Annotated in this window: 18 protein-coding genes; 13 read left to right on the top strand and 5 right to left on the bottom strand. The window is 73.0% G+C overall.

What is annotated here, in order from left to right; genetic code table 11:
- Nucleotide 1 precedes the first annotated feature (1 nt).
- From AB0912_RS22360 to AB0912_RS22320, 9 genes are all read left to right on the top strand, one after another.
- Nucleotides 2-1,267, top strand: coding sequence for a 6-phospho-beta-glucosidase (locus tag AB0912_RS22360; RefSeq protein WP_366702390.1), 1,266 nt, complete (start codon nucleotides 2-4; stop codon nucleotides 1,265-1,267).
- Nucleotides 1,264-2,277 carry a BadF/BadG/BcrA/BcrD ATPase family protein gene (locus AB0912_RS22355; RefSeq protein WP_366702388.1) on the top strand — a complete coding sequence of 338 codons (1,014 nt, stop codon included), beginning with the start codon at nucleotides 1,264-1,266 and terminating at the stop codon, nucleotides 2,275-2,277. The genes AB0912_RS22360 and AB0912_RS22355 overlap by 4 nt, the downstream gene beginning before the upstream one ends.
- A 318-nt stretch (nucleotides 2,278-2,595) precedes the next feature.
- On the top strand, nucleotides 2,596-4,080 hold the full coding sequence (locus AB0912_RS22350) for a hypothetical protein (protein WP_366702386.1): 1,485 nt from the start codon (nucleotides 2,596-2,598) through the stop codon (nucleotides 4,078-4,080).
- Between the two features lie 14 nt (nucleotides 4,081-4,094).
- A complete protein-coding gene (locus tag AB0912_RS22345; RefSeq protein ID WP_366702383.1) occupies nucleotides 4,095-5,111 on the top strand; it encodes a glutamate ABC transporter substrate-binding protein in 1,017 nt (338 codons plus the stop codon).
- Between the two features lie 90 nt (nucleotides 5,112-5,201).
- Nucleotides 5,202-6,536: a hypothetical protein gene (locus AB0912_RS22340; protein WP_366702381.1), complete on the top strand. Its 1,335-nt coding sequence runs from the start codon at nucleotides 5,202-5,204 to the stop codon at nucleotides 6,534-6,536.
- A 115-nt stretch (nucleotides 6,537-6,651) separates the two neighbouring features.
- Nucleotides 6,652-9,252: a tetratricopeptide repeat protein gene (locus tag AB0912_RS22335; protein ID WP_366702418.1), complete on the top strand. Its 2,601-nt coding sequence runs from the start codon at nucleotides 6,652-6,654 to the stop codon at nucleotides 9,250-9,252.
- A gap of 3 nt (nucleotides 9,253-9,255) precedes the next feature.
- On the top strand, nucleotides 9,256-10,725 hold the full coding sequence (locus AB0912_RS22330; RefSeq protein WP_366702379.1) for a protein phosphatase 2C domain-containing protein: 1,470 nt from the start codon (nucleotides 9,256-9,258) through the stop codon (nucleotides 10,723-10,725).
- A gap of 97 nt (nucleotides 10,726-10,822) precedes the next feature.
- The gene (locus AB0912_RS22325) at nucleotides 10,823-12,169 is read left to right on the top strand and encodes a VWA domain-containing protein (protein WP_366702377.1); all 1,347 of its coding nucleotides are present in this window, start codon (nucleotides 10,823-10,825) and stop codon (nucleotides 12,167-12,169) included.
- 72 nt (nucleotides 12,170-12,241) lie between these two features.
- Nucleotides 12,242-13,585 carry an FHA domain-containing protein gene (locus AB0912_RS22320; RefSeq protein ID WP_366702375.1) on the top strand — a complete coding sequence of 448 codons (1,344 nt, stop codon included), beginning with the start codon at nucleotides 12,242-12,244 and terminating at the stop codon, nucleotides 13,583-13,585.
- 31 nt (nucleotides 13,586-13,616) lie between these two features.
- Here AB0912_RS22320 and AB0912_RS22315 read toward each other — a convergent pair whose 3' ends face one another.
- Nucleotides 13,617-14,597, bottom strand: coding sequence for a methyltransferase domain-containing protein (locus tag AB0912_RS22315; RefSeq protein ID WP_366702373.1), 981 nt, complete (start codon nucleotides 14,595-14,597; stop codon nucleotides 13,617-13,619).
- Between the two features lie 94 nt (nucleotides 14,598-14,691).
- On the opposite strand from AB0912_RS22315, the gene AB0912_RS22310 reads away from it, so the two are divergent.
- Nucleotides 14,692-15,096: a globin gene (locus AB0912_RS22310; RefSeq protein WP_366702371.1), complete on the top strand. Its 405-nt coding sequence runs from the start codon at nucleotides 14,692-14,694 to the stop codon at nucleotides 15,094-15,096.
- Between the two features lie 104 nt (nucleotides 15,097-15,200).
- On the opposite strand, the gene AB0912_RS22305 is transcribed toward AB0912_RS22310, so the two are convergent.
- From AB0912_RS22305 to ettA, 3 genes are read right to left on the bottom strand one after another with little or no spacing between them, the layout of a single operon-like run.
- Nucleotides 15,201-15,932 carry a hypothetical protein gene (locus AB0912_RS22305; protein ID WP_366702369.1) on the bottom strand — a complete coding sequence of 244 codons (732 nt, stop codon included), beginning with the start codon at nucleotides 15,930-15,932 and terminating at the stop codon, nucleotides 15,201-15,203.
- Entirely contained in the window at nucleotides 15,929-16,339 is a 411-nt protein-coding gene (locus tag AB0912_RS22300) for a thioesterase family protein (RefSeq protein WP_366702367.1), read from the bottom strand. Before AB0912_RS22300 ends, AB0912_RS22305 begins: the two co-directional genes overlap by 4 nt.
- Before the next feature lie 6 nt (nucleotides 16,340-16,345).
- The gene (gene ettA, locus AB0912_RS22295; protein WP_366702365.1) at nucleotides 16,346-18,010 is read right to left on the bottom strand and encodes an energy-dependent translational throttle protein EttA; all 1,665 of its coding nucleotides are present in this window, start codon (nucleotides 18,008-18,010) and stop codon (nucleotides 16,346-16,348) included.
- A gap of 269 nt (nucleotides 18,011-18,279) precedes the next feature.
- On the opposite strand from ettA, the gene AB0912_RS22290 reads away from it, so the two are divergent.
- The 3 genes from AB0912_RS22290 (at nucleotide 18,280) to AB0912_RS22280 (ending at nucleotide 20,121) form a co-directional block, all read left to right on the top strand.
- Complete coding sequence (locus AB0912_RS22290) at nucleotides 18,280-18,570, top strand: DUF1876 domain-containing protein (protein ID WP_366702363.1); 291 nt, start codon at nucleotides 18,280-18,282, stop codon at nucleotides 18,568-18,570.
- Nucleotides 18,571-18,997: 427 nt separating this feature from the next.
- Nucleotides 18,998-19,189 (top strand): putative ATP-grasp-modified RiPP, encoded by a 192-nt coding sequence (gene tgmA, locus AB0912_RS22285; RefSeq protein WP_366702361.1) that lies wholly within the window; start codon nucleotides 18,998-19,000, stop codon nucleotides 19,187-19,189.
- Nucleotides 19,190-19,749: 560 nt separating this feature from the next.
- On the top strand, nucleotides 19,750-20,121 hold the full coding sequence (locus AB0912_RS22280; protein ID WP_366702359.1) for a hypothetical protein: 372 nt from the start codon (nucleotides 19,750-19,752) through the stop codon (nucleotides 20,119-20,121).
- A gap of 23 nt (nucleotides 20,122-20,144) precedes the next feature.
- Here AB0912_RS22280 and AB0912_RS22275 read toward each other — a convergent pair whose 3' ends face one another.
- The gene (locus tag AB0912_RS22275) at nucleotides 20,145-21,074 is read right to left on the bottom strand and encodes a type VII secretion system-associated protein (protein ID WP_366702357.1); all 930 of its coding nucleotides are present in this window, start codon (nucleotides 21,072-21,074) and stop codon (nucleotides 20,145-20,147) included.
- Nucleotides 21,075-21,086 lie beyond the last annotated feature (12 nt).

Below are 21,086 nucleotides of genomic sequence, written 5' to 3'. Positions count from 1 at the left end.
CATGAAACTCACCGTGGTCGGCGGAGGTTCGACCTACACCCCCGAACTCATCGACGGATTCGCCCGGTTGAGGGACACCCTGCCGGTCCAGGAACTCGTCCTGGTCGACCCCGCGGCCGACCGCCTGGAGCTGGTGGGCGGGCTGGCCCGGCGCATCTTCGCCAAGCAGGGCCACCCCGGCCGGATCGTCACCACCTCCGACCTGGACGCGGGCGTGGAGGGCGCCGACGCCGTGCTGCTGCAACTGCGCGTCGGCGGCCAGGCCGCCCGCCTCCAGGACGAGACCTGGCCGCTGGAGTGCGGCTGCGTCGGACAGGAGACGACCGGCGCGGGCGGGCTCGCCAAGGCGCTGCGGACCGTCCCGGTGGTGCTGGACATCGCCGAGCGGGTGCGCCGCGCCAACCCGGACGCCTGGATCATCGACTTCACCAACCCGGTCGGCATCGTGACACGCGCGCTCCTCCAGGCGGGCCACAAGGCGGTCGGCCTGTGCAACGTGGCGATCGGCTTCCAGCGGAAATTCGCCGCCCTGCTGGGCGTCTCCCCCGCCGACGTGCACCTCGACCACGTGGGCCTCAACCACCTCACCTGGGAGACCGCGGTGCGGCTCGGCGGCCCCGAGGGCGAGAACGTGCTGCCCAAGCTGCTCGCCGAGCACGGCGACGCCGTCGCCGACGACCTGCGGCTGCCGCGCGACCTGGTCGACCGGCTCGGCGTGGTCCCCTCGTACTACCTGCGCTACTTCTACGCGCACGACGCCGTGGTGGACGAGCTGCGCACCAAGCCCTCGCGGGCCGCCGAAGTCGCCGCGATGGAGCGCGAGTTGCTGAAGATGTACGGCGACCCGGCGCTGGACGAGAAGCCGGAGCTGCTGGCCCGCCGGGGCGGCGCCTTCTACTCGGAGGCCGCGGTCGACCTCGCCGCGTCGCTGCTCGGCGGGGGCGGCAGCCCCTACCAGGTGGTGAACACGTACAACCGGGGGACCCTGCCGTTCCTGCCGGACGACGCGGTGATCGAGACGCAGGCCGCGATCGGCGCCAAGGGCGCCACCCCGCTCGCGGTGCCGGCCGTGGACCCGCTGTACGCGGGCCTGATGGCGAACGTGACGGCGTACGAGGACCTCGCCCTGGAGGCCGCCCTGCGCGGCGGGCGCGACCGGGTCTTCCGGGCCCTGCTCGCCCACCCCCTGGTCGGCCAGTACGCCGTGGCCGACGCCCTGACCGACCGACTGATCGCGCACAACCGGGAGCACCTCGCGTGGGCATGACCTCGACGGAATCCGGCGCCGGGACGGCCGCCGGGTCCGGCCCGACCGGTCTCGTACTGGCCATCGACGCGGGCAACAGCAAGACGGACGTCGCCGTGGTCGGCGCGGACGGCCGGGTGGCCGGCACCGCGCGCGGCGGCGGGTTCCGGCCCCCGGTGGTCGGCGTCGAGACCGCCGTCGACGTGCTCGCCGACGCCGTGCGGCGGGCCTTCGCGGAGGCCGGGGTCACCGCGGTCGAGCATGTCTCGGCCTGTCTCGCCAACGCCGATCTGCCGGTGGAGGAGGAGCGGTTGGCCGCGGCGCTGGACGCGCGCGGCTGGGGCGCGGACGTGGCGGTGCGCAACGACACGTTCGCGATTCTGCGCGCCGGGATAGCCGAGCCGCGCGGGGTCGCCGTCGTGTGCGGCGCGGGCATCAACTGCGTCGGCATGCGGCCCGACGGCCGTACCGCCCGGTTCCCCGCCATCGGGCGCATCTCCGGTGACTGGGGCGGCGGCTGGGGTCTCGCGGAGGAGGCCCTGTGGCACGCGGCGCGGGCCGAGGACGGCCGGGGCGGGCCCACCGCGCTGGCCCGCACGCTGCCCGCGCACTTCGGCCTGGACTCCATGTACGCGCTCATCGAGGCCCTTCACCTGGAGCGCATCGGCAACGCGCGCCGGCACGAGCTGACCCCGGTCCTGTTCGCCACGGCGGTGGACGGCGACCCGGTGGCCCGCGCGCTCGTGGACCGGCTCGCGGAAGAGGTGGTCGCCATGGCGGCCGTCGCGCTGGCCCGCCTCGACCTGCTCGCGGAGGAGACGCCGGTGCTGCTCGGCGGCGGCATCCTCGCGGCCCGCCATCCGCAGCTCGACGACCGGATCGGCGAACTCCTCGCCGCTCGCGCCCCGAAGGCGGTCCCGCGGGTGGTCACGGCCCCGCCCGTGCTGGGCGCGGCGCTGCTCGGCCTGGACCGGGTGCGCGCCGGAGGCGACGTCCACGCGCGCGTGCGGGCCTTCTACGAAGGGGGCTGAGAAGGGGCTGAGAAGGGGGCCGACCGCCTGCCGCCAAGGAGGTGGACGGACCGGCGGAACACGGGGGCGCCCGAGGGGGGCGCGTCCGTGTTCCGCCGCGCCGGGGCGGGAACCAATCCGGACCGGAACACGTGTTCATGGACAGGGGCGCGGCGGCGGGGGTTTCGTGCTGCGCCGTGATCCGAACAAGATCCAGGCAAGGCCTGTGCGGATGTCGGTCCCGGCGGCGATACTTGCCGCCGTGCACCTACGCCGTACGGCCGCGCCGGCCGTGTCCGCGGCGAGCGTGACCGGACGGATGACCATGGGGGAGGTCAAGTGACTCAGCCGACGAACGGCAGGGCGGCGCCACCGGGGCGCGGCGCGCCGACGATGCCCGCCGTGCCGCCGCCGGCCGGGCCCGCCGTGCCGCGGCAGGCCGGCACCGCTCCCCAGGGCCCGCCGCCGGCCGCCGGCGCCCCCGCACCGGCCGCCCCGCCGCGGCGTACCGCGTGGGCGGAGGGCGTGGACCGGCTGCGGGCCGGCGCGACCACCGAGCCGGGCCGGCTGCGGATCATCGGCGCCGTCCTCGCCCTGCTGGTCGTCGCGTTCGGCGCCGTCACCGCCCTGCAGACGACCCAGCGTTCGGACGCCGCGGACAACGTGCTGCACAGCAGCCAGCCGCTGAGCGCGAGCGCCGCCGACATCTACCGCTCGCTGGCCGACGCCAACACGGCCGCCGCCAGCGGTTTCCTGGCGGGCGGCGAGGAGACCAAGGAGTCCCGCGACCGCTACGAGCAGGACATCCGGACCGCGGCGGCCAAGCTGATCACCGCGGCCAACAGCTCGAAGCCGGGCTCCCCCTCGTCCGCCACGATCTCCCGGCTGAACGAACTGCTGCCCGAGTACAAGGGCCTGATCGAGCGCGCCCGCGCCAACAACCGCCAGGGCTACCCGCTGGGCGGCGCCTACCTGCGGTACGCGAACGACATCATGCAGAACCAGATGCTGCCGAAGGCCCAGCAGCTCTACACCCGCGAGAACCAGCGGCTGAGCGACGACTACGCCGACGCGAAGCCCTACCCGTGGGCGGCGATCGCCCTCGGCCTCGCCGCGCTCGGCGCCCTCGCCTGGGCGCAGCGGCGCCACTACCGCCGGACGAACCGGGTGCTGAACCAGGGGATGGCCGCCGCGACCGCCGCCTCCCTGGTGGTCCTGCTGTGGCTCACCGTCGGGCACACCGTCGCCCGGTCCGGCCTCGACGCGTCCTACGACCACGGCGTCCGCTCGCTGAACGTGCTGCACGACGCCCAGATCGCCTCCCTCAAGGCCCGCGGCAACGAGAACCTCACCCTGGTCAGCCGCGGCGCGGAGACCGCGACGAACGCCGACGGCGAGACCGTCGACCTGTACGACAGCGAGTTCGACGCGGAGATGAAGTCGCTCACCAAGGGCCTCACCGTGGCGGCCGGCCTCGCCGACGACCCGGCGGGCGAGAAGCCCGTACGCACGGCGACGGCCAACATGAAGGAGTGGAAGGCCCGGCACCGGGACGCCCGCGTCCTGGACGAGCAGGGCAAGTACCAGGACGCGCTCGACAAGGTCATCGGCTCCGCGGACAAGAAGCCCACGGGCGCGTGCTTCGACGGTGTCGACAAGAGCCTGACGCGCGCCCTGGCGCACGAGCAGGCGCAGTTCCAGCGGGCGGCGGGCGACGGCCTGGACGCCATGACCGGACTCCCGGCCGGCGCGGCGGTCCTCGCCGTACTGGCCGCGGCGGGCGCGGTGTTCGGCATCGGGCGCAGGCTTTCGGAGTACCGGTGAGAGGGGGAGCGGCGATGATCGCACGACGCCTGAGGGCGAGCCTGCGCGGCTGGGGCGGGGTGGGCGCGATGGCCGTCGCCTGCGCGGCGGCCCTCGTCCTCGCGCTGCTGCTCCCGCTGAGCGACCCGCGCGGGGACGGCGGCGCGGGCGTCGGCGGCCGGGGCCTCGGCCGGGGCACCCAGGCCGCGGCGGCGAAGTGCGCCGACCCGCAGGACCAGAGCCTCACCCCCTCGGGCGCCGACGGGCCGACGATCGAGGCCATCAAGGCGCGCGCGGACCGGCGGCTGATCGTCGGCGTCGACCAGAACAGCTACCACTGGGGCTACCGCGACCCGAACAACCCGAAGGCCGGCAGCGACCTGGAGGGCTTCGACATCGACCTGGTCCACGCCATAGCCGAGGAGATCCTCGGCGACCCGAACGCGGTGCAGTTCCGGGCCATCCCCACCAGCGAGCGCGTCGCCGCCCTCCGAAAGGGCACGGTCGACATGGTGGTGCGGACCATGACGATCACCTGCGACCGCCTGAAGCAAGTGGCGTTCTCGGCGCCCTACTTCACGACCGGGCAGCAGGTCCTCGCCCCCGACACGTCCGGGATCACGGGGTATGACAAGTCCCTCGCCGGCAAGCGGATCTGCGCGGCGGCCGGCTCCACGGCGAACGACCGGCTGAAGGCCGACCGGCAAAGCGGCAGGCTGGTCTCCTCCGCGACCGTCACGACCGTGCCCAACCAGCTCGACTGCCTGGTGCGGCTCCAGCTCGGCGAGGCGGACGCGGTGGTGACCGACGGCGCGCTCGCCGCGAGCCAGGCGGCGCAGGACCCCACGGTCGGGCTCAAGGGCGACACCTTCACCACCGAGTACTACGGGGTGGCGATGAAGCTCGGCTCGGACGACCTGGTGCGCCGGGTCAACCGGCTCCTCGCGGACTACCGCAAGGACGGCTGGCGGCAGTCCTACGACAAGTGGCTCGCGCCGACCCTCGGCAAGGACTCCCCCTCGCAGGACCCGCCCACCGCCCGCTACAAGTAACCGCACACATAACCGACCTGATAACACTGGAGAGTTGCCCGGGCGCACCGCCGAGTGCGCGGGAGACGGACAGGAAGCGAGAGGTGATCGATGGGCGCCACGGAGCCCCCCGGGCCGGTGATGGACCGGGACGAGGCGGACCGTGCGCTGGCGCGCCTCGGCGCGGAGCACGAGGCCATCGAGACCTCCCTGCTCGCCTTGCAGGACCACGCGGGCCGCAGACTCCTGGAAGGCGCCGAGCTGACCGGCGTCACCAAGGAGCGCTGGGCGTCCGCGGACGCCTCGATCACCCTGCTGTGGGCGTACTTCGACGCGTACACGGACGCGCTGCGCGCCGCCCGGGAGATCCGCTCCCGGCGCCGCTGGTCCAGCCGCGAGGACCTGGCCGAACTGACCGAGCTGCTGCGCGGTTCGGGCATCACGGTCGCCGGTTCCACCACGGCGACGGCGAACGCGCCGACCCTGGCCGGCACCGGCAAGCTCAGCGAGCGGTTCACGCTGGCCGCCCTGGTGGACCGGATGAACGAGCTGTACGCGTCCTCGCTGGACATGGTCGTCTCCGCGGACGCCGTGTGGTCGGCGCTGCCCGCGCGGATCGATTTACTGGCCGCGGAACTCCAGCGCACCCGCCGGCTCGCGCACTCGGTGGGCGTGCGCCCCGGCGAGCATCCCTCGGGCGACGACCTGGAGCGGATCACCCGGACGCTGACCGCCCTGCGCGAGCAGGTCGTCTCCGACCCGCTGGCCTTCTGGAAGCCCGCGCAGGGCAGTTCGGCCCCCGGCGGCGGCAGGCCGGACACCACGGCGTACGACCGCGAGGCGCGCGCCCTGGAGGAGGTGCGCCGGGAGATCGACGCGGTGCTCACCGTGCGGCAGGACGCGGAGGCGCGGCTGGTGAAGCTGCGGGACGTGCTCAGCCGCGCGGACCGCACGCTCGCCGAGGCCCGCAGCGCCCGCGGCGAGGTGCTCGCGAAGATCGCCGCGTCGGAGGTGCCGGCCGTGAGCGGTCCGCCGACGGCGTTGCAGGAGCAGCTCGCGACGGCCGCGGAGTACCGCAGGCACGCCCAGTGGCACCGGCTGTCGCCGCTCCTCGAAGCGCTGGAGGAGAAGGCGGAGGACGAACTGCGGCGCGCCCGCGAGTCGTTGACGGCGGTCACCGCACCGCTCGCGGTCCGGGCGGAGCTGCGGGGCCGGCTCGACGCGTACAAGGCGAAGGTCGCCCGGCTCGGCCTCGCCGAGGACCCGTTCCTGGTGGAGCGCTACGACGCGGCCCGGCGCATGCTGTGGAGCGCTCCCTGCGATCTGCGGGTGGCGGAGGAGGCGGTGCTGCGCTATCAGCGGGCCGCCGCGGAGGCGCTGAGCCCGCGGGTGCCCGAGCAGGGCGGTCCGCAGGACCGGGCGGAGCACGGGGGTTTCGACGCGTGAGCGGGAGAGGCGGGACCCGCACGGGAGACGGGAAGGGGGGCGCGGCGTGAGTGAGCACGCTGTGGGTGAGCGGCGCGGCTGCCAGCGGCCCGGCTGTGAGGGGTCGTACGAGGACATGGGCGGCGGTGAGCTGTACTGCGACACGTGCGGGCTCGCCCCGGTGGTGTCCGCGAAGGGGATGGTGAGTTCGCCTCCGACGGGGGTGACCGCGGGCGGCAGCCGTTCGCGGGGGTCCGTCGGCGGAAGCGGCGGCGGTTCGCGGGCCAGCTCGCGGACCTCGTCGCGTTCCTCGCAGTCGCGGCGCTCGGTGTCCGGGCGGCTGTCGCGGTCGCTGTCCGGCGGGGCGACGGGCCGCTCGGTGTCGGTGCGCAGCTCCGGTTCGACGGCGAGTTCCTCGGGCCGGGGCCGGCTCGGCGCGGGTCTGGTCGAGGTGCCGGGCGTGCCGCGTCCCGACCCGCGCGAGATGGTGCAGGAGAACCCGGAGGTCCCCGAGCGCAAGCGGTTCTGCTCGCGCTCCGACTGCGGTGCCCCGGTGGGGCGTTCGCGCGGGGACCGGCCCGGCCGCACCGAGGGGTTCTGCACGAAGTGCGGCCACCCGTATTCCTTCGTGCCGAAGCTCCAGAGCGGTGACATCGTGCACGGGCAGTACGAGGTGGCGGGCTGCCTCGCGCACGGCGGGCTGGGCTGGGTGTATCTCGCCGTCGACCGCGCGGTCTCCGACCGCTGGGTGGTCCTCAAGGGCCTGCTCGACACCGGCGACCAGGACGCGATGGCGGCGGCGATCTCCGAGCGGCGCTTCCTCGCGGAGATCGAGCACTCCAACATCGTGCGGATCTACAACTTCGTGGAGCACCTGGACCAGCGGACGGGTTCGCTGGACGGCTACATCGTCATGGAGTACGTGGGCGGCAAGTCGCTCAAGGAGATCGCCAACGACCGCCGCACGCCCGACGGCAAGCGGGACCCGCTGCCGGTGGAACAGGCCTGCGCGTACGGCATCGAGGCCCTGGAGGCGCTCGGCCATCTGCACAGCCGCAACCTGCTGTACTGCGACTTCAAGGTCGACAACGCGATCCAGACCGAGGACCAGCTCAAGCTGATCGACATGGGCGCGGTGCGCCGGATGGACGACGACGAGTCGGCGATCTACGGCACGGTCGGCTACCAGGCGCCCGAGGTCGCCGAGGTGGGCCCCTCGGTCGCCTCCGACCTGTACACGGTCGCCCGGACGCTCGCGGTCCTCACCTTCGACTTCCAGGGCTACACGAACGTCTTCGTGGACTCCCTGCCCGACCCGGGCCACATCGAGGTCTTCCACCAGTACGAGTCGTTCTACCGGCTCCTCGTGCGCGCCACCGACCCGGACCCGGCACGCCGGTTCGCCTCGGCGCAGGAGATGTCCGAGCAGCTCACCGGTGTGCTGCGCGAGGTGGTGTCCGTCCAGACCGGGCGGGCGCGGCCGGCGCTGTCGACGCTGTTCGGGCCGGAGACGAAGGTCACCGACACCGAGTTGTTCGCCGCGGTGACCGAGGACGTGTCGCGGCTCGGGGCCCGGCCGGTGCCCGTACGCGGCAGGAAGGCCGCGCCCGCGCCGCCCGCCGGCACGAACGGGTCGGGGCCGCTCCCGCCGCCGTACGCCTCCTCGGCGCCGTACGCCCTCCCGGCGCCGCACGCCTCCTCGGCGCCGCACGCCTCCTCGGCGCCGTACGCCCTCTCGGCGCCGGACGGCCTTTCGGCGCCGGGCGGCCTCGCGCCGGACGCCGGGGCGCTGGTCAAGCCCGTCCCGGCCGCTGCCGCCGCGCTCGCGCTGCCGGTCCCCCGGGTGGACCCGGGCGACCCCAACGCGGGCTTCCTGGCGGGCCTGATCGCCTCGGCCCCGGCCGAGCTGATCGCGGCGCTGCACGCGGCGCCGACCGGCTCCCCGGAGCTGCGGCTGCGCGAGCTGCGGGCCCGGCTGGAGATGGGCGAACTCGCCGCCGCCAACCACGGGGTGGAGGCGCTGGAGGCGGACCACCCGGACGACTGGCGGGTGGTCTGGTACCGCGGGGTCACGGCGCTCGCCACGGGGGCGCACGAGATCGCCGCGCTGTCCTTCGACGCGGTGTACGACGCGTTCCCCGGCGAGCCCGCGCCCAAGCTGGCCCTCGGCCTGTGCGCCGAGGTGCTCGGCCAGTTGGACAACGCCGCCGAGTACTACCGCCTGGTGTGGACGACGGACCCCGGCTATGTGAGCGCCGCGTTCGGCCTGGCCCGCGTGCAGCTCGCCGCCGGGGACCGCCGCGCGGCCGTGCGGACCCTGGAGTCCGTACCGGAGTCGTCGATCCACTACACGGCGGCGCGGGTCGCCGCCGTGCGGGCGCGGCTGCGGCGGCGCCCGGTCGCGGAGGCCGCCGCGCCGCCGTTCCTGGCGGAACTGACGGCCGCCGCGGGACAGGTCGAGGCGCTCGACGGGTTCGGCCTGGACGCGGTGCGCCGCGAGCAGTTGTCGACGGAGGTCCTCGGCTGCGCCCTGGACTGGGTACTCTCCGGTAGCCAGGGTTCCGCTCCGGCCTCCGGAGGCGGACAGGTGCTGCTCGGCAGTGCCCTGGACGAGCGCGGCCTGCGTTTCGGCCTCGAACGTTCGTACCGGACGCTGGCCCGGCTCGCGCGGGGCGGCGAGGAGAGGATCGACCTGGTGGAACGCGCAAACCGTTACCGCCCCCGGACGTGGGTGTGATTGATGTCCCAGATGCCCCAGCCCACGGCCCTTTCGCGGTGCCCCAGTTGCGAGGAACCGCTGGAGGCGGGTGACCGTTTCTGCGGTGCCTGCGGCTACGACCTGTCGACGGTGGCGGCGCCGCCGCAGGACCATCCGACGATGGTCGTCAACGGCACGGGAGGAGCGGCCCCCTCGGCCGCCCCCGCCCCCGGGCCCGACCGGGCCCCCGCACCCGGGTCAGCACCGGCACCGGCCCCCGCGCCGGGCTCCGCGTCCACGTCCACGTCCGCCCCCACCGCGCCCTCCGTGGACTGGCCCGTGGCCCCGGAGACCGACACCTCCGACGTGCCCGCGCCGGTGCACCACGCGGCCGACATCCAGGGCACCGACTCCGGCGGTTCCGAACTCCCGCACCCGGAGCACCCGCACGACCCCTCGGGCGTACGGTTCGACCGGCCCGCGGAGCCCGACGAGTACCCGCTCGCCCCGCCGGCCGCCGAGGACCCGGCCGGCGTCCCCGGCGCCCCGCAGGCCCCGGCCGACCCCCGCACCGCCGGCCCGCCGGCGCCGCCCGCGGGCAAGACCTGCGTGGCGTGCCGCTCCGGCCAGGTCGACACCGACGGATACTGCGAGAACTGCGGCCACGCGCAGCCACGGGAACGGGACCACATGGAACAGGAGTTGGGCGCGGTCGCCGCGGTCAGCGACCGCGGTCTGCGGCACCACCGCAACGAGGACGCGTTCGCGATCTCCTCGACCGCGCTGCCGGACGGCTCCCCCGCCGTCGTCGCGATCGTCTGCGACGGCGTCTCCTCCGCGACCCGCCCCGACGAGGCGTCCCTCGCCGCGTCCCGCGCGGCGAGCGAGTCGCTGATGGCGGCCCTGCCGCTGGGCACCCACCCGCAGCAGGCCATGCACGAGGCGATCGTCGCGGCGGCCGAGGCGGTCAACGCGCTGGCCGACCCGTCCACCGCGCAGGGCGAGCACGCCCCGCATGTGAACGCGCCCGCCTGCACCATCGTCGGCGCGGTCGTCACCCCGGCCCTGCTGATCGTCGGCTGGATCGGCGACAGCCGCGCCTACTGGGTGCCCGTCGACCGCGGCTCGCTGCCCGCCCGGCTCACCGAGGACGACTCGTGGGCCGCGCAGATGGTCGCCGCCGGCCTGATGAACGAGGCGCAGGCGTACGCCGACGAGCGCGCCCACGCCATCACCGGCTGGCTCGGCGCCGACGCCTACGAACTGGAGCCGCACACCGCGTCCTTCAAGCCGGACCGGCCGGGAGTGGTCGTGGTGTGCACCGACGGCCTGTGGAACTACGCGGAGGCCGCCGAGGACATGGCCGCCGCCGTACCCGCCGACGCGGCCGAACGGCCGCTGCACAGCGCCCGGGTCCTGGTCGGCCACGCCCTGGACGGCGGGGGCCACGACAACGTAACAGTGGCCGTCCTCCCGTTCCCCGCCCCCGCGCAGGGGGCAGGATCGGCCTGAGGCCGCGAACGGACGGGGACGGCCGAGGACCGAAGGGGACCGGTCCGCACAGCCATGACCCCCGCCGGTGGCGGGGGCGCGAGGGGGACAAGAAGGCATGGCCAATTTCTCGAAGTCGAACGTGCCGCAGTTCTCGGTCGACGTGTACCAGAACGAGTACCTGCCCGAGGGCGGGCGTGAGGTCAACGCGATCGTCACGGTGAGCGCGACCGGCGGCGGCACGGTCGGCAGCGCGGTCGCCGCGCCGCATGTGTACACCGCCGGTCAGGGTCCGGACGCCGCGGTGGTCGTCATGGTCGACTCCTCGGGGTCGATGGACTATCCGCCGACCAAGATGCGCAACGCCCGGGACGCGACGGCCGCCGCGATCGACACGCTGCGCGACGGCGTGCACTTCGCGGTGGTCGGCGGCACGCACGTCGCCAAGGAGGTCTATCCGGGCAACGGCCGGCTCGCGGTCGCGGACGCGGCCACCCGCGAGCAGGCCAAGCAGGCGCTGCGCAAGCTGAGCGCGGGCGGCGGTACGGCGATCGGCACCTGGCTGAGGCTCGCGGACCGGCTGCTGTCCTCGGTGGACGTGGCGATCCGGCACGGCATCCTGCTGACCGACGGCCGCAACGAACACGAGTCGCCCGAGGACCTGCGGGCCGCCCTGGACTCCTGCGCCGGCCGCTTCACCTGTGACGCGCGGGGGGTGGGCACCGACTGGGAGGTCAAGGAGGTCACCGCGGTCGCCTCGGCGCTGCTCGGCACCGCGGACATCGTCGCCGATCCAGCCGCGCTGGCCGCCGACTTCACGCAGATGATGGAGACGGCGATGGGCAAGGAGGTCGCGGACGTGGCGCTGCGGCTCTGGACACCGGTCGGCACCGAGATCAAGTTCGTCAAGCAAGTGGCGCCCACGGTCGAGGAGTTGACCGACCGCCGCACCGAGGCGGGCCCGCGCGCCGGCGACTACCCGACCGGCTCGTGGGGCGACGAGTCCCGCGACTACCACGTCTGCGTCCAGGTCCCGACGGCGGGCATCGGCCAGGAGATGCTCGCGGCCCGGGTCTCGCTGGTGATCCCGGAGCCCGACGGCAGCGCGCGGAACCTGGGCGCGCAGGGTCTGGTACGGGCCGTGTGGACCGACGACATGGTCGCCTCGACGTCCATCAATCCCCAGGTCGCGCACTACACGGGCCAGGCGGAACTGGCACAGGTCATCCAGCAGGGCCTGGATCTACGCAAAGCGGGAGATGTCGACGGAGCCACGGCCAAGCTGGGACGGGCCGTTCAGCTCGCCGGTGCCTCGGGCAACGCCGATACTGCGAAACTGCTTGCGAAGGTGGTGGACGTGGTCGACGTCGCGGCGGGTACTGTGCGATTGAAGGCCCGGGTCGAGGAGGCGGACGAGATGACCCTCGAGACACGGTCCACCAAGACGGTTCGAGTAAAGAAGTAGCGAGCCCGGTTCCCGCGGGGAACCGGAGAGTCCCGGCCACACCGGCCGGAAAAGAGAGGGGGAAGCGCCGACATGCCGACCTGCCCGAACGGACACCAGTCGGGTTCCGACGACTGGTGCGAGGTCTGCGGTCACCGCATGGCCGGTGCCGTGCCCCCGTTGCCCCCGCCGCCGCCCGGTTCCGGATATGGCTATCCGCCGCCCGGCTCCCAGCAGGCCGGGGGCCGCTCCCACCTGTCCGCCGTGCCGGACGGCGAGCCCGAGCTGTGCCCGCAGTGCCGGACGCCCCGTGAGGGTGCCGCGCCGTTCTGCGAGGAGTGCCGGTGGAACTATCTGACCAACACGGCGACGTCCTACACCCCGGCCGCGCCGCGCCCCACCGGCTCGTCGCCGGGCGGGCCCGGCGGCCCGTCGCCGTTCGGCGGCCCCGGTGGCCAGGGCGGTCCCGGCCGGCCGGGCGGTCCCGGCAACCAGGGCGGCCCGCCGCGCTTCCAGCAGCAGGGGCCGGGCGGCCAGGGCGGTCCGGGCGCCGGGCATGACCCCTTCGACTACCAAAGTTCGCGGCCCTCGCAGATGAACCGGCCCGCCGAGCCGATCCCGCCGGGCCCGCCCGGCCGGCAGTACGGCGACCCGTCCGCGTTCGGCGGCGATCAGGGCTTCGGCGCGGCCCCGGGACGTCCGGTCCCGCCGCCGCCCGGCCCCACCCCCGGCGGCCAGGGAGGTCAGGGGGGCCAGGGCGGTCAGGGCGGTCAGGGAGGCCAGGGCGCTCCGCAGCAGGCCTACACCCAGCAGCCCGCCGCGCCCTTCACCCAGGGCCGGCCGCCGCAGCAGGGCGGCCCGCAGCCCGGTGGTCCCGCCTTCGGCGGCGGTGACGACGACTGGGTGCTCCCGCCGCCGACGGCCGGTTCCCCCGGCGGCCCGGGAGTCCAGGGCCAGGGCGGCTACGGCTACCCGCAGCCCGGCGCCACCCAGGCACCCCCCGGTTCCGGCTACCAGCAGCAACAGCAGCCGCTGTCGTGGAGCGCGACCATCGGCCCGGACCGCGAGTACTTCATGGCGATGATGCAGCGCTCGGGCCCCGAGGCCGCGGGCCTGAACCTGCCCGCGTACTCGCCCGAGCAGCAGCGTCCGCTCACCGGCAACCAGCTCACCATCGGCCGCCGCCGGCACTCCACCGGCGACACGCCTGACATCGACCTGTCGGTGCCGCCGGAGGACCCGGGAGTGTCGCACCAGCACGCGATCCTGGTCCAGCAGCCGGACGGAAGCTGGGCGGTCGTCGACCAGAACTCGACGAACGGGACCACGGTCAACGGCGGCGAGGAACCGATCCAGCCGTTCGTACCGGTCCCCCTCCAGGACGGCGACCGGGTCCACGTGGGCGCCTGGACGACGATCACGATCCGCCGGGGCTGATCGGGAGAGTCGTTCCCCCTCGCTCGGCGGCTTACGGCAGTGGCCAGACGTACGGCCCCTCCGGGTCGTCCAGCCAGGCGCGGGCCCGCCCGTCGGCGACGGTGACCCCGTACCGCTCGCGCTCGGGCCGCCCCTCGCGCTCCCACAGGGCATAGGCGTCCCCCGGGTCCAGGCGGCCGGCGGTCAGGGTCAGCAGGAACCGGAAGAGGTCCTGCCGCCGGGCGCCGCGCGGCAGCCCGTCGAAGGGCTCCGGCTCGGGGGCGGGCGAGGTGCCGCCGCGCAGGGGCACGAAGTAGGCGGGGGTGTGCAGGAAGTTCCCCTCGGCGTGCCCGGGGCCGCTGACCCGCAGCGCGATCAGGCCGGTGGCGAGCGGGGCGAGGATACGGGCGCCGGGCGCGCACTGGGGCAGCCAGGCGGGCGGGATCGTGGTGAGCGTGCAGGTGGCGATGATCCGGTCGTAGGGGGCGCGCTCGGGCACTCCGCGGGCGCCGTCGCCGGTGACGACGGCGGGGTGGTAGCCGGCCCGGTCGAGGTGCCGGCGGGCGGCCTCGGTGATCTCGACGTCGAGGTCGATCGTGGTGACCCGCACGTCGCCGAGCCGGTGCGCGAGCAGGGCCGCGTTGTAGCCGGTCCCGGCGCCGATCTCCAGGACGCGGTGACCGTCGCGCACGTCCAGCTCGACGAGCATCGCGGCCATCAGGGAGGGCTGGCTGCTGGAGGAGAGGAGTTCGCCGTCCCGTACCCGGGTCGCGAGCGGGGTGTCGGCGTAGGCGCCGCGCAGCCAGTCCTCCCGGGCGCGCGGGTCGGGGTCCTCGCCCCAGACCCGCTCGAAGCCCCCGGCGACGCCCACGTAGTAGTACGGCACGAAGAGATGCCGGGGTACCGCCTCGAACGCCTCCCGCCAGGCGCGGTCCCCCGCGAAGGCCCCGCTCCGCTCGATCTCCCGCACCAGCCCGTCCCGGACCCGCCCGCCCAGCCCCTCAGGCCCGCTCTCCAGTCCGTCCGCACCCATAGCTCCACTGTGCTGCCGGACGGGGCCGGGGGCGAGTGGCCGCGGTGGTCCTAAGCCCTCGGTCCTCGGCCGTGGTGTCTGAGAGCATGGGGGCGTGAATGAGATTCGGCGCGGCACGTTGCAGGAGCAGACCTTCTATGAGCAGGTCGGCGGCGAGGAGACCTTCCGTCGCCTCGTGCACCGGTTCTACGAGGGGGTCGCCGGGGATCCGCTGCTGAAGCCCATGTATCCGGAGGAGGACCTGGGCCCGGCGGAGGAGCGGCTCACGCTGTTCCTGATCCAGTACTGGGGCGGCCCGACGACGTACAGCGAGAACCGGGGGCATCCCCGGCTGCGGATGCGGCACGCGCCCTTCAAGGTCGACCAGGCCGCGCACGACGCGTGGCTGCGGCACATGCGGGTGGCGGTGGACGAGCTGGGCCTCTCCGAGGAGCACGAGCACACGCTGTGGAACTACCTGACGTACGCCGCCGCCTCGATGGTGAACACGGCGGGCTGACCGCCGGACACCGACAGGAGCGGAGCGCGGTTCGCAGCGGAGAGGGTCGGGGCCGGGTTCCTCGCCGGACAGGATCGGGGCCGGGTTCCCTCAGCGGTCCATTTTCAGTGGACGCTGACGTCCAGCGCGCCGAGGCCGGCCCGGCGGACGGCGATCGAGCCGTAGGGGGTCCGCAGCCGCAGCCAGGCTCCCGACGAGTACAGCCCCAACTCGCCCTCACCAGAGGGCGGTCGCCGGTCGCCCGCGCCCTGGTCCGCCGGCGCCGGGACGGGGACCGCGGCGGGCCGCAGGAATCCGAGGGACTGGGCGGCGTGCGCGGCCCTGACCGGCAGGGCGGTGTCGCCGAGCGGCCGGGACCAGATCTCCCGCCCGAGGCGGTCGAGTTCGGCACGGGTCCGCTGCTCGGGCGCCAACTCCTGCGTACGGGCGCGGAATTCGGCGACCACGGCGGCGACCGTGGCGCGTACCGCGTCCGGGGCGGGCAGCCCGGGCTCCGGCCGCCAGCCGCCGCGCGGCGGCATGACCCCGGCCCAGGGCGGCCCGGTGACGGCGCCGGGCACGGTGGCGGTGGCCGCCGGCTCCTCGATGGACTCCAGGAGTTCGCCCGCGGAGACGGTCACGTCGAGGGTGACGTCGAGACCGTGCTCGTAGGGCTTGGCCAGCCGGGCGGTGCGGATCGCGAGGACCTCGAACGACGGGGGCCGGCCGAAGACCGCGAGGGTGGTGCCGCGCGCCTGGAGGCGCACCGCGGCGGCACGGTCGTAGTGGACCAGCCGGGCGAGGAAGGCGCCGAGATCGGCGGCCTCCCCCGCGTCGGCGAGGTGCAGGACGGTCATGCCGCGACGGCCTCGTCCTCGTCGTCCCGGTAGGACTCCAGGAAGTCGCGCTCCTCGGCGGTGATCCGGCGCGGGCGCTGCCGCTCGAAGTCGAACGGCACGATCACCGTCGAGGCCGTGACGTAGACCTGGTCCGGGTCCTTCACCTCGTAGGCGATGGTGAAGGACGCGGCCCTGATCTGCGTGACCCACAGCTCGATGTCCACCGGGGTGTGCCGGTGGACCAACTGCCGCTTGTAGTCGATCTCGTGACGCGCCACCACGGACCCCTGCTTGAAGTCCTTCTCCGGACGGAACAGGAAGTCGATACGGGCTTCCTCCAGGTAGCGGAGGAACACCACGTTGTTGACGTGGCCGTACGCGTCCATGTCGGCCCAGCGCAGCGGGCAGCGGTAGATGTGGCGCAAGACCGATCAGCCCCGGGTCAGCTTCTTGTAGGTGGCACGGTGCGGGCGGGCCGCCTCCGCGCCGAGGCGCTCGATCTTGTTCTTCTCGTACGACTCGAAGTTGCCCTCGAACCAGAACCACTTGGAGTCACCCTCGTAGGCGAGGATGTGGGTCGCGACCCGGTCCAGGAACCAGCGGTCGTGGGAGACGACCACGGCCGCGCCCGGGAACTCCAGCAGCGCGTTCTCCAGGGAGGAGAGCGTCTCGACGTCGAGGTCGTTCGTCGGTTCGTCGAGGAGCAGCAGGTTGCCGCCCTGCTTGAGGGTGAGCGCCAGGTTCAGGCGGTTGCGCTCACCGCCGGACAGGACGCCGGCCGGCTTCTGCTGGTCGGGGCCCTTGAAGCCGAAGGCGGACACGTAGGCGCGGGAGGGCATCTCGACCTGGCCGACGTTGATGTAGTCCAGCTCGTCCGAGACGACGGCCCACAGCGTCTTCTTCGGGTCGATGTTCTCGCGGCTCTGGTCGACGTAGGAGATCTTGACGGTGTCGCCGACCTTGATCGAACCGGAGTCCGGGGTCTCCAGGCCCTGGATCATCTTGAAGAGCGTGGTCTTGCCGGCGCCGTTCGGGCCGATCACGCCGACGATGCCGTTGCGCGGGAGGGTGAAGCTCAGGTCGTCGATGAGGACCTTGTCGCCGAACGCCTTGGAGAGGTTGTTGACCTCGACGACGATGGAGCCCAGGCGCGGGCCCGGCGGGATCTGGATCTCCTCGAAGTCCAGCTTCCGCATCTTGTCGGCCTCGGCCGCCATCTCCTCGTAGCGCGCCAGACGCGCCTTGGACTTGGCCTGCCGCCCCTTGGCGTTGGACCGCACCCACTCCAGCTCTTCCTTGAGCCGCTTGGCGCGCTTGGCGTCCTTCTGGCCCTCGATCTTCAGGCGGGAGGCCTTGTTGTCGAGGTACGTCGAGTAGTTGCCCTCGTAGGGGATGGCGCGGCCGCGGTCCAGCTCCAGGATCCACTGGGCGACGTTGTCCAGGAAGTACCGGTCGTGGGTCACGGCGACGACGGTGCCGGGGTACTTGGCGAGGTGCTGTTCGAGCCACTGCACGGACTCGGCGTCCAGGTGGTTGGTGGGCTCGTCGAGGAGGAGCAGGTCGGGCGCCTCCAGGAGCAGCTTGCAGAGCGCGACGCGGCGGCGCTCACCACCGGAGAGGTTGGTGACGGGCCAGTCGCCGGGCGGGCAGCCCAGGGCGTCCATGGCCTGTTCGAGCTGGGTGTCCAGGTCCCACGCGTTGGCGTGGTCGAGGTCCTCCTGGAGCTTGCCCATCTCGTCCATCAGGGCGTCCGAGTAGTCGGTCGCCATCAGCTCGGCGACCTCGTTGAAGCGGCGCAGCTTGCCCATGATCTCGGCGGCGCCGTCCTGCACGTTCTCCAGGACCGTCTTCGACTCGTCGAGCGGGGGCTCCTGGAGCAGCATGCCGACGCTGTAGCCGGGCGACAGGAACGCGTCACCGTTGGAGGGCTGCTCGAGGCCCGCCATGATCTTGAGGACGGTGGACTTACCGGCACCGTTCGGACCGACCACACCGATCTTCGCACCCGGGAGGAAGCTCAGGGTGACGTCGTCGAGGATCACCTTGTCGCCGTGCGCCTTGCGCGCCTTGCGCATGGTGTAAATGAACTCAGCCAAGAGAAACCGTCCGGACGCTTGAAATCGGCAGTGGGCAGATACACCCCATCTTGCCTGACGGCCACCCCTGGACGGAAACCAGTCTCATCGGGGGGCTGTGACCTGGCCGTTCACTGTCCGTACCGGTAGCGGGACGGTCACGGCCCGTCCCGGCCCGGCCCCTCCCGCCCCTCGGCTCCGCCCGTCTCGTGCCGGGCCGGGCGCAGGAGGACACTTAAGGAAGAGGGTCTTCACGGGGCCGGGGGGACACGGCTGTGGAGGTGATCGCGATGACACGGACACAGGACCGGCCACGGACCACGGTGGGCTGGCACGTCGAGATGGAGTTCGAGGAGGACGAGCACCGCACGCGGGCCGCCGCCCTGCTGCGGCTCCCCGACGGCAGCGAGGTCCGCGCCCACGGGTACGCCAGCCGCCATCCGTCCGACGCGAACCAGCCCCGGGTCGGCGAGGAGGTCGCGGGCGGACGCGCGCTCAACGAGCTGGCCATGCGACTGCTGACCAAGGCGCACGACGAGATCGACGCCGCGTCGGGCAGGACGTCCCACGCTCTGCGGTGACGGGCGGAGGGCGGCTACGCGCTGCGGTGACCGGCGGGTGCGCGGTGCGGTGACCGGTCGGCGCCCTGGGGACGGCGGCTCGTTCGCGGCGGAGGCCGACTTTCCGCACGCGTCGAGGTGATCGCAAGACGCTATGACCCTGCGTTCGGTTCGCTCTCCCGAAATTTGGGGGACCGCGCCGCCGAACTCTCCGCCCGCTCCTCCTGGTTTCCCGGAAAACCGCCCTTGACCGGCGGCTCACACGTACGGAAGGAAGGCCGAGCGAGGCCGGGAGCCCGTGGCGCGGGAGAGGGCCGCCGAAGGGGCAGGTCCGCATTGGCCGAAAGATGGTGCGAACATACCCGCGGGCGGGATGTTTCACCGGTACACGATCGCGTCGAGGTTTCAGCGGTACGCGATGGTGTCGAGCAGGAAAGGCTGATGAGGATTGCGCCCGTTCGCGCTCAACTACGTACGCGCCGCTGTGGAATATCCAGCGGACGCTCCCTATGTCTATGATCCCGAACTCCAGCTGAACGTTCTTCAGGACGGACGCGCCGCCATCGACGATCACGATCTGCTCCGCGCCCTGGGGAACACCACGTCGACCGCGGGATCGAAGACCCATTTCGACGACTGACCGGGGCACGGCGTCCCATTCGGTGCGTCCGTTGGTTTCGGGCAGCCATTCACATCGCACACATGGAGGGGCTTGTGATCGACAGAAAGTGCAGACGTCCCGGTTGCCGGTTTCCCCGTGGCCGGACGATCGGACGCGTCGAACGCCTGAGGCCCTGTTGCTCCCCCGAGTGCCTGGAGTGGCTGCGGTGGGCCCGCGCGGTTTCCACCTGGGACGACGGGCCTGCCGCAGACGCCGAGGCGCGGGAACTCATCCGGATCTCCGACGCCCTGGACCGGCGGCGCCGCCCTGACGCCCCCATCCCCGAGTTCCCCGTCGACCCCCATCGAAGCTGGGCATACAGCGCTTCCATCACCGGCGGACAGCGATTCCGCACCGGTGCACAAGCCGAGCCTTCCTCGCGGACCTAGGTGCCGCTCCGGCCAAATCGCGCTCTTGATAGCAGTCAGATATGTGCCCGATGACACACGCACCGCAGTTGGGCTTTCCTTTCTAGCATCGCGAGTCCACTGCAGTCGCCACCGTTGCTTTGCATTCGACCCGCCGCATAGCGTTCCCGAATGCGCGTTTTACCTTCCTCACCAAGTCCCGCCGAGCAGCCGCACGTCAAGCTCGCCGCGGAGGTGATTGCCGACCTCGAAACCGTGGGAATCCCGGTATTTTTCCTCGCCGAGGACGATGACTACTCTCACATTGCCGGTGGTCTGGTCATTCGTCCCGACAGCCTCACCGAGGGCGTGTTCCTTTCCTGGCATGTTCCGGAGGAGAACCACCTGGTGTCGGTTCAGAGTGTGGAGTCGGCGAGGGCCTTCTCGGCCGCCGCGGCGATGACATCGGCCTCGGCGGGGATCTTGACCAGCTTCGGCTATCACGTGAAGGCCGAATTCGCCGACCCCGCCTTTCCCTACCCCGTCATCTACGTACGGCCGTAAGCGCAGCGTTCCGCGCCCTGCTCTCAGGGCTGCGTGCTCGCGGGGTCGTCGGCCCGCTCCGGCAGTTCGAGGTCCTCGACGCGCCGGGGAGCGTTGTTCCGTCGCGGAGCCTGACCTTCCGGTTCGGCCGCCGTCTCCGCGCCGGACTCGGTCGGCCGGACCCGCGGGGCCTCCAGGCCGACTTCGGTGAACGCGGCCTCGAAGACATCGGCCTCGTCCGGGGACACCTCCGGTACGGCGGGGGCGGGGGACGCGCCGGCCGGGGCGTCCCCCGCCCCAGCCGGGGCTTCTTCGCGTATCCCGGTCGTACGGGGGCCGCCGCGCCGCCGCTCGGCCAGCGCGTCAAGGAGCGTCTCCGCGGGGACGACGATGCTGACGGGGGCCGACGGGCTGAGGAAGTACAGGTCCCATTCGTCGTTCGTCCGGCGCAGCAGCTCCTCCACCGGCATCCGCACGTGCGGGTTCTCCTCCTCGTCGACCAGGACCGCGTCGGCGGAGACGGCCACCACATCGGAACCGTCGGGGGCGCGGACCAGCGCCGGTTCACCGTTCTCATCGACGAACACCAGGACGTCGGAGGCCGCGAGCTCGCGGGCCAGCGTGTCCTCGGTGATGTAACCCGTGGCCGCCAGTTGCACCGCCTCGTCCAGCGGGCCTATCGGCGGCGGCCAGCCCATCGCGGCGGGAGAAGGCTTGTAGTCCTCGTTGACCTCTCCCTCGACGATGTTGCCGTCCTCGTCGCTGCGCCAGACACCGCCGACGGCCCATTCAGGCGGCTCGCCGTCACCGTTCCACGCGGGGTCGATCATGCGTATCCAGTGGTCCGGAGCGATCTTGGCCGCGTCGAGAAGTTCCTGCGGCCACTCCTGCTCCTCACCGGGAGCATCACCCTCCGGGTGCTCCCGTTCGCCTTGCTCGCTCGCTTCGGCCGGGTCCGACTGCTGTTCGCTCACCGTGTTCGCTCC

This window comes from Streptomyces sp. NPDC007084, from assembly GCF_040703595.1.
Classification (GTDB): domain Bacteria; phylum Actinomycetota; class Actinomycetes; order Streptomycetales; family Streptomycetaceae; genus Streptomyces.
Note: the sequence above shows the minus strand (reverse complement) of the source record. Positions and strands in the feature narration are given on the sequence as shown.